Raw genomic sequence first — 14,892 nt, 5'->3', positions numbered from 1 at the left:
GGTTTCCCAAAACTCTTTGTTATAAGGTATCTCTAATTTAAACAATTCTTTTTTACCATTTACATTGGGTTTAAAAGTGTTGATATCAGAGAAAGGATGGGTAACAATAAGCTCGAAACTTACCTCATATACTATTCGTTCTTCTCCTGCATATACTTCTACTTTTTCAGTATATATAGCAGTAGCTATAAAGTATTTGCCTTTTTCAACATCTTTTTCACATTTATCTTTATAAAAATAGTCAGAAGTTCTGTACTTAGTAAATAGTTTTTTAGTGTAGGGTATTTTGCTAACTATTTTAGGATTAATTTTATGAATTCGTTCTTTAATAGCGTAATCATCGGTATTGACAAGGAAATGACCTATTCCTTTTCTATAATTTTCTTCATTTTCAGGAGTGTAATTTACCTGCTGATGGTCTTCATCTATTATTTTGGAGTGTGAAAAGCGGTATTCGTTTGGGTTTAGAAACAAAATATTACTCCACCATTGAAATACGTCATCTAAAGAAGGCAAATCAAAATCATCTGCTCGCATTCCTTTCTTTTCTATACCGAACTTACGCATATTAAGCAACTGAAAGGTAAAATCCTTCTTAATACCCAATAATTTATCGCGTTTGATACGCCCACTAAAATCTTCTATTTTTACGAGTTCGCCATTGCGCTTAAGTACACAACGCAAAAAGAAATCTTCTGCAAAAGGCTCCATAGGATAATTGGTGGAGGCACGATTATAGGCTTCTTGAAGAATATTTTTGTTAGAAAGAGTTACCTCATCTAACTGAAAGGGTTTAGGGGTAAAATACAAGGTGTCTTTAGTGTGGCTAAGGGCTTTAAAAGTAGTTTTGAGTGTTTCATAGCCTAACATTTTTATAGTAATGCTGTCATTAGTAGAATAGAACACAAAGTACCCATCAGCATTAGTAATGGTGTAATCATTAACATTATGGATAGTAGCAGACTGTAGAGGTGCCTTAGTATCTTTATCTACAAGGTATTTAGAGATAGTATTTTGAGAGAAAGATAATGGTATTAGGGCTATATAGATAATGACTGCGATTATATTTCTTTCCATAGCTATATTTTCAATTTAAATTGTCTAATGCATTCAACTAACCCCTAACGGCATAGACAGCGTAATAGCGAGGGGTAAATAGGCGCAATAATGGGCGTATACCCCATTTGCTGACAGGATGCGTCCATTTTTCGCGATATACGATGTGCCAACCAGCCTTTTCTAACAACATATCTAACTGCCAGTCCTCAAACTCGTGGTAATGGCAGTCGCGAGGGTCGTTAGTATTGCGGTAAGCACGGGCAAACCACAAGCGCAAAGGCACGGTAACTAATAGCTTATCGGTAGGCAATTGCTGTAGTACCGCTAACGGATTGACTAAATGCTCGAGAATTTCGAGTGCCGTAGCAAAATCGGCAGGGAGCGACTGCAGGCACTCGGCTTGAAAGTCCAAGTCCTCGCCCTGAGTGTTGCGCACCGTGTAGCCCTCAGCTTGCATCAGTTCGCTAAAAGGGTTTACCACTCCTACATCTAAGATAGTAGCCCCCTGTGGAGCGTACTTTTTGAGTATGGCAAGGGTACGCTCGTAACGCTTTTTAGGAAGTTTTTTGTACATTCTTAACCTTGATTAATAGAGGCAAAAAGCTAAACATAATTAGAATAAAGGTCTCTGTTTATTGCTTCTGAAGTCTATTATCCAAATAATTTCTTCAGCTTCATCTATTTTGTAATAAATAGAGAATTTACCTTTGAAAAAGATTTTTCTATACAAATCTAATATATCACTATACTGCTTGCTGTAAGGATTGCTAAGTATCTCTTTTTCTACTTTTTCAGTTTCATTGAGAATTTTTTCTGAATAAGTGAAAGTTCCATTATTTCTATACCAATAATCGAGGGTCTGCTCTATGCTATCAGACGCCTCTTCTGTCCATCTAATTTGCATATTTAGCTCTTAATCTCTTAAACAGTTGGTCACTGCTTATAGTTTTCCCCTCTTTTATTTGTTGTTCAGATTTTCTCAATCTCTCTACCTCTTCAGATGATAGTTCATAATAAAAATCATCTTCTTCTGGCTCTGCTATCTGTATACCTATATTCAACAGAGCTTTTACAGCCTTTTGGTATTGCTGAAAATCTAACTTTTCTCTTAAAGGAATGGCATTTGCATACATAATTCTTATTATTTTTACGGCAAAGATACAAACTTATTTGTTAATTCACCAATTTGCTAATAAAAAACACCTATTTGTTATTAGCTTTTAGAAAAAATTTGCTCTAATATCTTAAGGGTTATAAGGTAGGTGGGTTTTACTCCGATGGTGCCCAAACCGCCTGAGGCAAGGGTGCTACCAGTTTCGAGGGGGTTATCAGAGGCATAGTACGCATAACGCACTTTTACGTCTTCGCGTATGCTCTTGCGTATCTTTGAGGCCGACTGTATCGCTTTCTGGTAATGCACGCCCTCCATCTCTAATCCTACAGCTTTCCACGTAGAATGTAAGAAAAACTTCAGTATATCTTTGTTCTGCAACGAGGTACCTAATACAGTAATCATAGAGCCCTCGAATACTTTTAGTCCGTGTCCTTCAAAATCGGCTTTAGAAAACTCATTGTTGAAAGGATAATTGTCGGCTGTACCCTCGAAAATATGCGATGTAGGTATCATTATATCGCCTTTGTCGCCCTCTAAAATACCTGCTTTGCCCATAATCGATACGGATACTACATCTAAAAAGTGAGTGTCCCCGCCCTTGTGGTAAGGCTTCAAAAGTTCGTCTATCGTTTCGTAGGCTTGTTCGCCAAAAGCATAGTCCATTACTAAGAGCACTGGTTTTTCTTCTTCCTTTAGGTGACTTAAATCATAAGGAGTACCTGTAAAGTCTATCTTGGCAGTATCGAACAGCTGCACATCGATATTCGTGCCTGAAGCATCGTCTACCGAAATCATACCGTGCGAGTGGGCATAGTTTTTCACTTTCTGTCTAAGCTCTTCGTTCTCGTGCTTGCTGAGCGACTCGAATAGCGCCATTTGGCTGTCTGCCTGTGTCTCTGTCCCTATCGCTTTTTGGGCAAATAGACTGTTCATCACGCTGTGCATATTGGCACTTATAATATGTATAGGTCGGTGCAGCAATCCGCGTTTGAGAAGAAGGTGTTTGAGGTGTTCTGCCCAAATCTCGCCGTGGAGGTGGTGACCAATGCGCTCGCGCAAAACGGTACTAAAGGTGATGGTGCGACGCTCGTCGTTAAGGCGTTCATTGACCGCTATTTTGCCCAACCAATAGATAATATGTATAAACCGATTGGGTTGTGCTACTGTAGAAAGGGCATTGTGTGCCTCGAGTACCTCTTCAAAAGTACGCCCCAACAGATTGCCTATGTGTATAAAGCAGGCTTCGCGCTCGGCAAGCGTCAGTTTGGGTTTATTAACCGCCGCGGTTACTTTTTCCCAATCGTGAGAAATCTTATTATCGTCTAACAAAATACGGTCGGCTATTTTATGCGACTCTATAAACAGAAACGTTAGGTGTGTAAGCACATCATAAATATCAGAACGCCCGCGGGTGATTTCGATATTCATCTGCTGGTCGTCTATACGATAGCAGTTGCGGCGGCGCTTGGGCGGAATGATAGGTTTGAAGTGCGATTTGCGATAACCCTCATCGGCTATAAGGTTGATATACAAACACTGCTCGATGCCCTCGGGCAGGCGGTCGAGTACGTAAATAAGTCCGTTGAGTTCGGTTTTGCTTTCGGCTATAGAGCCGTATATTTCGGGGCGCAATACCAATAATGATTCGCGCAATGCCTCGCCCGATACGCCCATAGGTTTGTAGAAACCTCGGGTGAATAGGTGACGCATAGTAACGTACATACGCTCAATAGCGTTAGTTGATTCTTGTGCTCTACTCTTCATATAATTCGTCTATTTTGCTGTATACTAAGTCGGGTTCGAAACCGCGATACAGCAGATAATTAGCTAATTTTGCTTTTGCTTTATAAGGGTTTGTGTCTTTTATCGAGGCAAATTTCTTTTCGGCTACAGTATCGAATACTTCTTGGTATTCATCTTCATCAATTTCTTCTAAGCCAGCTTCTATAAGGTAGTCGGTAAGCCCCATAGCGTAAAGCGAGCGAGTGATGCGGTCGCGCCCCCATTTTTTAAGGCGGAACTTACCGCGAGCATAGCTGCGAGCAAACCGCTCTTCGTTAAGGAAATCGTGTTTAATAAGATGCACGATAACCTCGTCAATAGCCAGCGGAATCATACGCATCTCGCGGAGCTTCTCGCGCACTTGCCTATGCGAGCGCTCTTGGTATGCGCAGTAGCGCTCTAAACGCCGCTTTGCCTCTTCTACGGTATATGTTTTTACTGAATCGTTCATAATAGCGCACAAAGGTAGTAAATAATTTGGCGATGCGCAAATTTGGTGGTTTGCCTATTAAAAAAAGGTTGCTCGCGTTTGCAAACAACCTTAATTTTATTGTTATTTTTTGCCAAATCCTTAGCATATTCTACTTTTGCCCCCTTTGAAAGTCAAAAGGAATAATGTTTATAATTTCTAAAACCTAATAGAAAAACCTAATCCTACACTTCGGTACTCTACTATATCAGGAATTTCATCGCCTAAAATAGGCACTGCTACATCATAGGTTACATAAGCAATATGAAGAAGCACTGCCACAGCAAAATTATCTTCTTCAGCGATAGGAATAGAAAGTCCTAATTTAGCTTCACCCAATGAAGCTTTTACCTTTTTACTAAGGGGTATAAAACCAGAAAGTTGTCCAAATATATCAGTATTATAAGAATCTTTATCCATAAAAAGTCTCACAACACCCCCTACTTTAAGAGCTGTAGCTACTGGATTTCTAAAATGATTAATTCCTGTAAGGGCTCCTACTGAAATAGTTTTTGACAAAATATAATTTACTGAAAAATCAGTACTATAAATAGGTTTAGTTTTCAAATTAATATCTTTACCATAGATACCTTTTTGTTTATCTAAATCATTTGTAGCATAAGAATAAATTGATTTTGATTCCGGAGAAATATTCAAACTTATATCAGAATGAAAAAACCACCTTTCATTATAAAAATCTTGTGCTTGTATTCTTTGAAATAGCAAAAATACTACTAACAAAATTATCTTTCTCATTGCTTAACCATTCTAAAACCTTTCCATTCTCCACCTACACGAGCCATGCCATAAAAATCATATTTTATAGCTGAAACCTTTTTCATATCAGGAGCCTGCAAATTATATTTAGCACTTTTCCATTCCGATCCTTTTGCTCCCCCAAAACTCATTCCAAAACTTGCTACAAATCCCCAATCTTTACTTATATAGTGCTTCAAATTGGCATCATTTTCTTCATGATAACGCTCTGAAAAATAAACAGCTTCTATAGTATCCTCAAACCAAGGAATTCTTGTAACTACAAACTCTTTTCCTTTTCTAATTTCTGATCCTAAAATATTTGCTCCCATTTCATATAGTTTAAGAATATTAGATTTTGATAATATATCATCTGTATAAAGTTGATAATCTTGGTTATTTACTAATGGCTTAATAAGAGCTGGAATATGAATATTTAATATTTCTCTATTTTCTATTCTTATAAAAGGGACTGGTATTTCACGTATATCAATATTTGTCTTAACTAAAGGGACTGGTGTATTATAATATCGTATCTGTGCATTATGTACATACATAATATCTTCTGGTCTTCCAGGAGCTTTTAACTCTTTCATTGTAGCCGTAGGCATTACATACTTTACATAAATATAATTCATCCCTAAAGCTATTTCATTAGCTTTTGATGCCCACCATATTCTAAAGCGTCTTGTTTGGTTTCTTACTGAAATTCCTGTAGATTTGTAAAAACCATAATCTTGATTAAAAAATTCAACTTTTACCCGATGTCTCCTATCAAAATAAGCCTCTGCAACGATACTTTGCCCTGTAATTCTATGAAGAAACCAATTTTTATCTCCTTCAGTTTGTGGCAAATTATTGATAATTAATTGCAAATCAGCCTCAGAAGTTCTACTTACAGCTTTCTTCTTTTCTTTTTCTAAATTATTTTTTTCTAATTCTGAAATTGGTGCTATAAAACGATATACCCCTTCTACCATTCTACGTTTCCCAAACTCAGTTTCACGCAAACGCCACACTTCTTCTTCTGAAATTTTTTCTTGCTCAATACTTTTTAAATAGGAAACTAATTTTAAAGTATCTTTTAAATGAGAAGAAAACACTCCTTTTTTAGTAAATTTATATAAAGTATCTCTTACTACAAGTTCGTTGTTCTCATTAAGAAATGTAGATAGAATAGGATCGCTTACCAAATCATTTTCTGCCTCAGCCTCTTCTGCTACTCCATCATCTAAATCATCTCCTAAGGGCATCCTGCTTGCATAAAAAGAAGTAAGCTTAGGGTCATTATCAATATCTCCAACAGGGTATTTAGGACGAAATCCCTCCTGATAAAGTTCTTCTATTTTCCTATCTAAAAGATGACTATTTTTACCTAATGTAGTCATCATTTTGGTTAAGCTTTCTATAGAAGAAAAATGATAACGTCCCGCGACCACACCATCTGTTACTATAGGTTGTGACTCTTTCTGTGTGTTAATAATAGAGTTTTCTTCTTTGTTACAACTTACAAAGAAAGAGGGAACTGTTAACAGCCCAATTAAAAATCTTTTTTTCATTAAACTAGTATTTATAAATTAGGGGGCAAAGATAATAAGTAATTTGGAAATACACAAATTTGGTAGCAAGCTGCTGGATTAGTGGGACGGGTGGGACAGGTGGGACAGGTGGGACAGGTGGGACAGGTGGGACAGGTGGGACAGGTGGGACGGATGGAGGTAGAGAGTAAAATAGTATATTTTTCTGAAATTGGGAGGTACAGTAGATATTTAATCTTTAGCAATATTTCGACCTTCCTATATCGTTCCTATATCATTCCTATATTGTTTGTATAGGGTAAGTAAGGACAGAAAAATTTTCTGTTTCTAAACATAGATAATAAAAATAAAGCACTCCTTTATGGCACGATTTTTGTTTTTTTAAGAGTAATAATGAAAAAAGAAGCTTAATATATTGTTATAATTGAAAAATTTATAAAAATATATTATATGAAATTACAAAATTTTACTTTCTTAAAAAGCTCTTTATTGCTTTTTGCAGCAATTACTCTTGTCGCTTGTAAAAAAGACGACTCCGACCCACAACGTAGCCCTTTAAACGCTACCCAACTTAACAACTACGTAGCACAGCTGCCTTCAGTTAAACAGATGTCCCCTTTTGCTGAAAGACCCGCTAAAAATGCTACCAGTCGTGCAGCTTCTTTCTTAGACGGTGCTCAATTCACCTCTGCTTATAACTATTACGAGCAAGCCAAAGAGTACGACAACCAGTTGCTTTACACTGAAAATGACGAGGTGTTTTACCCTGGTGCCTTAGTGAAAGCCCAAAGTGCTGTAGATGGTTCTTACAAACCTATTGCTGCCCCTCGCAAACCTATTACCATTTCGGTTTCGCTTACGGGTAGCAAACCTAGCATCACGATTGAAAAGCCTTCACTTTCTACTGTCCGTACGGGTATTAGCGAGTTGCTGAATCGCTCTTTTAACCCTCCGCCGGCTAATATTACCTATAGTAGCTACGAGGTGCACGATGAACAACACCTTAAACTCGCTTTAGGAGCAAGCTACAATGGGGCTATTAATACTGTAAAAGGCAGTGTGAACTTCAGCTACGAAAAGCAAAAAACGAGATATATCGTAAAAATAGAACAAGAGTTCTATACGGTAGACCTTGATATCCCTCAGAAAGCATCGGATTTCTTTAGCGATGATTTCGACTATAAAACGCAATTTGGCGCTGAAAAGCCTGTTTATGTATCGTCTATAAAATACGGGCGCGTTTACCTATTAGGTATAGAGTCTGACCTTAGCAAAGCAGATTTTGAAGCTAAGCTAAACGCCTCTATCCTCAGTGGTAAAGTGGGTGCTGAAGCAGAAACAGCTTATAAACAACTGAGCAAGAGTTCTAAAATTTCAGGACGTGTATTAGGAGGTAATGCCAAACTTGCGGGCAAGACGATAGGCGATATTGCATCGGTACGTGCTTTCATAGAAGACGGTGCTACCTTTAACAAAGACAATCTCGGGGTACCACTTTCGTACCGCCTAAGAGAATTGGGCAGCAACGAAACTTTTAAGACCGTTATCTATTCTAAATACCTCAAAAACGACAGTGGCAATATAGACCACAAAAAGTTAGATTTCAAACTGGTGATAAGAGAGGATAAACTAAAGAATGGTACTGGTGATAAAATTGAAGCTGACTATCTTCTCATTGAGAGAATCAACCCTAAAAGCAGTTCGCAAGGCAGTTCAAATAAAGAATATTTCAACAGAGGCGAACTTTCTAAAGATTTTTCAGCTTTTGAAAAAGGTGAAAAGATTCATATCAACATAAAAACCAAAAAAGGGAAATTCCTTCTGTTCAAAATAGATAATTTTGCTGAGTTAGTACAGCGCGCCCAAAGTACCCCCGCCAATGCGAATATGTACGACTTAGATAAAAATGAGGGGTTACAACTAAAAGACGAAAATAATAACATACTTACTATTGGTATTCACAACCAGAAACTAAGAGAATAGTGCATTCTTTTTTTGTTTTCTTCATCGATTTTTGAAAACGGGGCTTACTCGAAAAAAAGAGTAAGCTCCGTTTGGTGCATTTTTTTTAAAATTAAATTTTGCTTTTTCAAAAAAAGTCCCTACATTTGCGCGGTAATTAGGTTTGGGTTTTAACATAGCAAACCTAACAACTAACACCTAAACACTAAAATATGTTACAAAAAGGTAAAGTATCCCAAGTAATTGGGCCGGTAGTAGATGTGCAATTTGCCTCTGATAAAGAGTTGCCTCGCATCTATGACTCATTGGAAATTGTAAGGCCTGACGGCACTAAACTTATCTTAGAAGTGCAATCGCACATAGGCGAAGACGTGGTAAGAGCTATCTCGATGGACTCTACCGAAGGGCTTAGTCGCGATACTGAAGTAATCGCTACGGGTAGCCCTATAAAAATGCCGGTAGGGCACGATATATACGGTAGGCTCTTCAACGTAATCGGCGATGGGGTTGACGGACTTGGCAACCTGCCTAAAGAAGGCGATAACGGTCTGCCTATTCACCGTCCGGCTCCTAAATTTGAAGATTTATCGACTACTACCGAAGTGCTCTTCACCGGTATTAAAGTAATCGACCTTATCGAACCTTACGCCAAAGGGGGTAAAATCGGTTTGTTCGGTGGTGCCGGTGTGGGCAAAACGGTTCTTATACAAGAGCTTATCAACAACATCGCTAAAGGACACGGTGGTCTTTCGGTATTCGCTGGGGTAGGCGAACGCACCCGCGAAGGGAATGACCTACTGCGCGAGATGCTTGAATCGGGCATTATCAAATACGGCGATGCCTTTATGGAATCAATGGAAAAAGGCGGTTGGGACTTGAGCAAAGTAGACAAAAATGCGCTGAAAGAATCGAAAGCTACCTTTGTGTTCGGACAGATGAACGAGCCACCAGGGGCGCGTGCGCGTGTGGCACTTTCGGGTCTTACTGTAGCTGAGTACTTCCGCGATGGGGCTGGCGAAGGACAAGGAAAAGACGTTCTTTTCTTCGTTGATAACATTTTCCGTTTCACCCAAGCGGGTTCGGAGGTATCTGCGCTATTAGGGCGTATGCCTTCGGCAGTGGGTTACCAACCTACGCTGGCTACCGAGATGGGGGCTATGCAAGAGCGTATTACCTCTACTAAACACGGTTCTATCACCTCAGTACAAGCGGTATACGTGCCTGCGGACGACCTTACCGACCCTGCGCCTGCTACTACCTTTGCGCACCTCGATGCTACAACGGTATTGTCACGTAAAATTGCAGAGCTGGGTATCTATCCTGCGGTAGACCCTCTTGACTCAACTTCGCGCATCCTTACCCCTGAGATTTTGGGTAAAGAGCACTACGAGTGCGCACAACGCGTAAAACAGTTATTGCAACGCTACAAAGAACTGCAAGATATTATCGCTATCCTCGGTATGGAAGAGTTATCGGAAGACGACAAAGTAGCGGTGGCTCGTGCGCGCCGTGTACAGCGTTTCTTATCGCAACCTTTCCACGTAGCAGAACAATTTACCGGATTGCCAGGGGCTTATGTAGATATCAAAGATACTATCAGAGGCTTTAATATGATATTAGACGGCGAATTAGACCATCTGCCAGAAGCGGCTTTCAACCTTAAAGGTACTATCGAAGAGGTTATTGAAGCTGGTGAAAAGATGTTGGCAGAAGCGAGTTAATTAGTCGATTTGCCGATTTGTCGATTTGTCGATTTGCCGATTATTAACATCCCCCCTGCCCCCTTCGAAGGGGGAGATGGGACGGTCAATATACACGAAAAACTTTTTCGACAGACTCTTATAATAACAATAATAATGGAAGTGTTGGAAGAAGTACAGGTAGGCTTAGAAGAGGCTTTGTTATACTCTGATGAGTATGCCGATGAGATAAATAGAAGAATAGCTGAAATAAAGGTAGCTCCTGAAATAGGAATACCTTTTGAGGAAGTTTGTGCTGAAATAAGACAGACTTATGGCTTTTAGTTATAATACTCAAATGCTATTAAGCCGAATATCAGATATAAGAAATAATTAACAAATTGGCAAAATCAACCTATTAAAAAAAAGATTTTATGACAGTAGAAATTTTAACGCCAGAAGCATTGCTTTTTAAAGGAGAGGTAACAGGGGTGACAGTGCCAGGGGCAAAAGCGCCTTTTCAGCTGTTAGACCACCACGCCGCTATTATCTCTATACTTACTTCGGGCGAAATAAAACTATACGAAGGTAAAAAAGAACTGAAGTCTATCGCTATTACTGGCGGTACTATAGAGTTTAATAACAACAAGGCCGTAATACTTGTGGAGTAAGGCTTTGTGGTTAGTACCTAAAAACATTAGTCGTCAGAGGACAGCTGAAGCTGATACCTCTGGCGACTAATGTTTTTTTAAGGAATGATATTTGCTAATTTGCTAATAATTCTTACCTTTGCGAGAAAATTGAAGAGGCAAATTGCCCTATGACCTGACACCTAAGATAAATTACATAAATAGAATGAAAAATTATTTGAAAATGAGTAGTGCCTGCTTGATGATGGCACTCTGGCCGTGTGCGTGGGCTCAGCATAATCCGTTAGGAGGATTTGCTTACGGAGACAAAGATGCCCCTACTGGTAAAGAATGGGAATCAGTAGAGGAACTCGCTCTAAACAAGGAGTATCCACGCGCTTATTTCTTCTCGTTCGACAATGAAGCGCAGGCTGCCCAAGTACGCCCCGAAAAATCGCCTTATTGGCTGTCGCTTAACGGTCAATGGCGTTTCCACTGGTGCAAGACTCCTGATGAGCGCCCCAAAGACTTCTACAAAACCAACTACGACGCCTCTGGCTGGGATATGACGCCCGTACCCTCGAACTGGAACGTACAAGGGATACAAAAAGACGGTAAACTGAAATATGGTTTGCCTATCTACGTAAACCAACCTGTGATTTTCTATCACGAGCGCAAAGTAGACGACTGGCGACAAGGAGTAATGCGTACCCCTCCGCAAACGTGGACTACCTATGAATACCGCAATGAGGTGGGCTCGTATATCCGCTACTTCGAAGTGCCTCGCGAATGGAAAGGTAGAGAGGTGTATATCGATTTTGACGGAGTAGATTCTTTCTTCTACCTCTGGATAAATGGTAAATACGTAGGCTTCTCTAAAAACTCGCGCAACGCAGCTTCTTTCAACATAAGCAAATACCTAAAAAAAGGTCAGAATAAATTGGCGGTAGAGGTATATCGCAACTCTGACGGTTCTTTCTTAGAGTCGCAAGATATGTTCCGCCTGCCTGGTATCTTCAGAACGGTAGCACTGCGCTCTACCCCAAAAGTGCAAATACGCAACCTAAATGTACTGACCGACACTGACAACCTAAGCGATTGGCAGCTAAAAGTAACTGCCGAAGTGCGCAACCTCGGCAAAAAAGAGGCTAAGGACTATCGCCTACAGTATGCCGTGTACAAAAATATACTTTACAAAGACGATGCTCAGAAAGTAGATGCCCTACAAGCCACTACTGAAGTGCAGGCGGTTGCTCCTAACGCTATAGAAAAAGTAAGTGCGGCTATTGATGTGAAGCAGCCCGATATGTGGTCGGCTGAAGCTCCTAACCGCTATGTGCTTGTTGCCCAATTGGTAGATAAAAAAGGCAAAGTGATAGAAGCTGCCTCTACCTATTTCGGTTTTAGAAAAGTAGAGATAAAAGAAACTAAAGCCGAAGACGACAGTTTTGGCAATGCCGGCAGATATTTCTATGTGAATGGCAAACCTATCAAACTAAAAGGGGTAAACCGCCACGAAACACACCCTGAACAAGGACACGTAGTAACCCACGCACAAATGGAAGAGGAAGTAATGCTAATGAAACGCGCTAACATCAACCATGTGCGTTGCTCTCACTATCCTCCTGACCCTTACTGGTTTTACCTTAGCGACAAATACGGCATCTATTTAGAAGATGAAGCTAATATAGAATCGCACGAATATTACTACGGCAAAGAATCGCTTTCGCACCCTAAAGAATGGGAAAAAGCCCATACCGCACGAGTGGTAGAGATGGTAGAAGCCGCTTATAACTCGCCTTCTATCGTAATATGGTCGTTAGGAAACGAGGCAGGACCAGGACAGAACTTCGTAACTGCTTACAATCACCTAAAAACCTTAGACACCAGTCGCCCAGTGCAATACGAGCGCAACAACGACATCGTAGATATGGGCTCTAACCAATACCCATCGGTAGCGTGGGTAAAAGGCGCTGCAACAGGTAAATACGATATTAAATATCCGTTCCACATATCAGAATACGCACACTCTATGGGGAATGCTGTGGGTAACCTCGCTGACTACTGGGAGGCAATAGAAAGCAGCAACTACATCTGCGGAGGGGCTATCTGGGACTGGGTAGACCAAGCGCTAACTAACTACACCCCTGACGGCAAGCCTTATGCTGCCTATGGAGGAGATTTTGGGGACTTCCCTAACGATGGACAATTCGTAATGAATGGTATTATCTTTGCCGACCGCACTGTGAAACCTCAGTACTACGAAGTGCAAAAGGTATATCAGAATATAAAAGTGAAGAAACTGTCGTTTGATACTTTCCAAATCACCAATAAGAGTTATTTTGAACCTATGGAAGGCTATGAAGGGGTATGGAAACTCTACCGCAATGGCGAGTTAGTAGAAGAACGCTCTTTTGATGTATCGCCACTAAAACCACAATTAAAAGGCACTATTACCATTGCGCCTAAACGTATGGATAGCAAAAGCGAATACATAGTGGTAATAGAGTTTAGACAAGCTGCTGATAAACCTTGGGCTAAACAAGGTTTTGTGCAAGCACGTGAACAGTTTGTAATACAAGAAGCAGGACAAAAACCAGCTATCGCAACTGTAGCTGAAGGTAATGCATTAGAGTTATCGCCTGACCAAAAAATGATAGTAGGCAAGGACTTCAGCGTGATGTTTGACTTTGACAAAGGTACTATTGAAACCCTCAGATACGGCAATAACACCATCATAGAAAACAGTGGTTTGGCTCTTAACGCTTTCCGTGCCTTTACTAACAATGACCGCTGGGCATACCAACAATGGTTTGCCAAAGGGCTACACAACCTACAGCACAAAGCGTTGGCTAAGAGTGTAAAAGCTAATGCTGATGGCAGCTACAGCTACAGCTTCACGGTACAATCGCAAGCGCCTAATGCAGCGAAAATAGAAGGCGGCACCGCCAGCGGACGCAACAAGATAGTAGAACTTACTGACCGCGCCTTTACCGATGCTGACTTCCGCTTCGTTACTAACCAAGTATTTACTGTATATCCTGACGGGTCTATAGAAGTACAAGCGAGCATCGGCAGCAATGATGATTTTGTAAATCTTCCGCAGTTAGGTTATCTTGTGACAATGCCTAAAACTTACTTCCGTTTTACTTACTACGGCAGAGGCAAACAAGACAACTATCCTGACCGCAAATCAGGTGCCTTTTTGGGTATCTACGAAAGCGATGTACTGAAAGAAGCAGGGAACTTCCCTAAACCGCAAGATGTGGGTCACCACCAAGATAGCCGCTGGGCAGCCCTAACCAATATGCGTGGCGCTGGTGCTATATTCGTAGGCACACAGCCAATGGACGTAGCCGCACTGCCTTACACTGCCCAAGAAATGACCCTCGCGGGGCACCCTTTTGAGTTGCCAAATCCTTCGGCTACCTATCTACAGCTAAATATAGCTACTACAGGAGTAGGCGGTAATAGCTGTGGCCCTACCCCTCTACAAAGAGACCGCGTAATGGCTACTCAACACCGTTTTGGCTTTATCATTCGTCCGGCACAAGAAAAACTAACTCAAGCCGCTAATGTAAGCGCTAGCACTGAAGCTCCTGCGTTTGCCCCAGGGCTTATCAACCGCAGTACTATACCGATGAAAGTTATCTTTGCCAGCAGTGAAGAAGTAGGGGCAGGCAATGCTACTCACTTAGTAGATGGCAACCCTAATACAATATGGCACTCTGCTTACTCGGTAACCGTAGCTAAGCACCCTCACTGGGTAGATTTCGACCTTAGCAAAGAAGTATCTTTCAAAGGTATTAGCTACCTACCTCGCACAGACGAAGCAGGTAATGGTGATGTGAAAGACTTCAGCATATCAGTAAGCGATGACGCTAAAACGTGGAAAGAAGTGCAT

Annotated in this window: 13 protein-coding genes; 5 read left to right on the top strand and 8 right to left on the bottom strand. The window is 40.6% G+C overall.

Annotation, left to right across the window (positions count from 1 at the left end; translation table 11 throughout):
- The 8 genes from HMPREF9074_RS07270 to HMPREF9074_RS07235 form a co-directional block, all read right to left on the bottom strand.
- Positions 1–1,077: peptidase associated/transthyretin-like domain-containing protein (locus tag HMPREF9074_RS07270; RefSeq protein WP_034540132.1), on the bottom strand; the 1,077-nt coding region annotated here is incomplete at its 3' end.
- A 37-nt stretch (positions 1,078–1,114) separates the two neighbouring features.
- On the bottom strand, positions 1,115–1,633 hold the full coding sequence (locus HMPREF9074_RS07265; RefSeq protein ID WP_009390107.1) for a class I SAM-dependent methyltransferase: 519 nt from the start codon (positions 1,631–1,633) through the stop codon (positions 1,115–1,117).
- Between the two features lie 39 nt (positions 1,634–1,672).
- The gene (locus HMPREF9074_RS07260; protein WP_009390105.1) at positions 1,673–1,963 is read right to left on the bottom strand and encodes a type II toxin-antitoxin system RelE/ParE family toxin; all 291 of its coding nucleotides are present in this window, start codon (positions 1,961–1,963) and stop codon (positions 1,673–1,675) included.
- The gene (locus tag HMPREF9074_RS07255; protein ID WP_009390103.1) at positions 1,953–2,192 is read right to left on the bottom strand and encodes a hypothetical protein; all 240 of its coding nucleotides are present in this window, start codon (positions 2,190–2,192) and stop codon (positions 1,953–1,955) included. The genes HMPREF9074_RS07260 and HMPREF9074_RS07255 overlap by 11 nt, the downstream gene beginning before the upstream one ends.
- 80 nt (positions 2,193–2,272) lie before the next feature.
- Positions 2,273–3,937, bottom strand: a complete 1,665-nt coding sequence (locus tag HMPREF9074_RS07250) for a DUF6909 family protein (RefSeq protein ID WP_009390096.1) — start codon at positions 3,935–3,937, stop codon at positions 2,273–2,275.
- Complete coding sequence (locus HMPREF9074_RS07245; protein WP_009390094.1) at positions 3,927–4,406, bottom strand: regulatory protein RecX; 480 nt, start codon at positions 4,404–4,406, stop codon at positions 3,927–3,929. Before HMPREF9074_RS07245 ends, HMPREF9074_RS07250 begins: the two co-directional genes overlap by 11 nt.
- A gap of 177 nt (positions 4,407–4,583) precedes the next feature.
- Positions 4,584–5,180 (bottom strand): hypothetical protein, encoded by a 597-nt coding sequence (locus HMPREF9074_RS07240; protein ID WP_009390092.1) that lies wholly within the window; start codon positions 5,178–5,180, stop codon positions 4,584–4,586.
- On the bottom strand, positions 5,177–6,739 hold the full coding sequence (locus HMPREF9074_RS07235) for a hypothetical protein (protein WP_009390090.1): 1,563 nt from the start codon (positions 6,737–6,739) through the stop codon (positions 5,177–5,179). The genes HMPREF9074_RS07240 and HMPREF9074_RS07235 overlap by 4 nt, the downstream gene beginning before the upstream one ends.
- Positions 6,740–7,168: 429 nt before the next feature.
- Between HMPREF9074_RS07235 and HMPREF9074_RS07230 the strand changes: the two genes are divergently transcribed.
- The 5 genes from HMPREF9074_RS07230 to HMPREF9074_RS07210 all read left to right on the top strand — a co-directional run.
- The gene (locus HMPREF9074_RS07230) at positions 7,169–8,701 is read left to right on the top strand and encodes a thiol-activated cytolysin family protein (protein WP_009390087.1); all 1,533 of its coding nucleotides are present in this window, start codon (positions 7,169–7,171) and stop codon (positions 8,699–8,701) included.
- Between the two features lie 191 nt (positions 8,702–8,892).
- Entirely contained in the window at positions 8,893–10,401 is a 1,509-nt protein-coding gene (gene atpD, locus HMPREF9074_RS07225; protein WP_009390086.1) for a F0F1 ATP synthase subunit beta, read from the top strand.
- Positions 10,402–10,536: 135 nt separating this feature from the next.
- Positions 10,537–10,704 carry a hypothetical protein gene (locus HMPREF9074_RS12145; protein ID WP_155846668.1) on the top strand — a complete coding sequence of 56 codons (168 nt, stop codon included), beginning with the start codon at positions 10,537–10,539 and terminating at the stop codon, positions 10,702–10,704.
- An 89-nt stretch (positions 10,705–10,793) separates the two neighbouring features.
- On the top strand, positions 10,794–11,030 hold the full coding sequence (locus tag HMPREF9074_RS07215) for a F0F1 ATP synthase subunit delta/epsilon (RefSeq protein WP_009390080.1): 237 nt from the start codon (positions 10,794–10,796) through the stop codon (positions 11,028–11,030).
- 184 nt (positions 11,031–11,214) lie between these two features.
- Positions 11,215–14,892: glycoside hydrolase family 2 TIM barrel-domain containing protein (locus tag HMPREF9074_RS07210; RefSeq protein WP_084063427.1), on the top strand; the 3,678-nt coding region annotated here is incomplete at its 3' end.

The organism is Capnocytophaga sp. oral taxon 329 str. F0087 (assembly GCF_000213295.2).
Taxonomy (GTDB): domain Bacteria; phylum Bacteroidota; class Bacteroidia; order Flavobacteriales; family Flavobacteriaceae; genus Capnocytophaga; species Capnocytophaga leadbetteri_A.
Note: the sequence above shows the minus strand (reverse complement) of the source record. Positions and strands in the feature narration are given on the sequence as shown.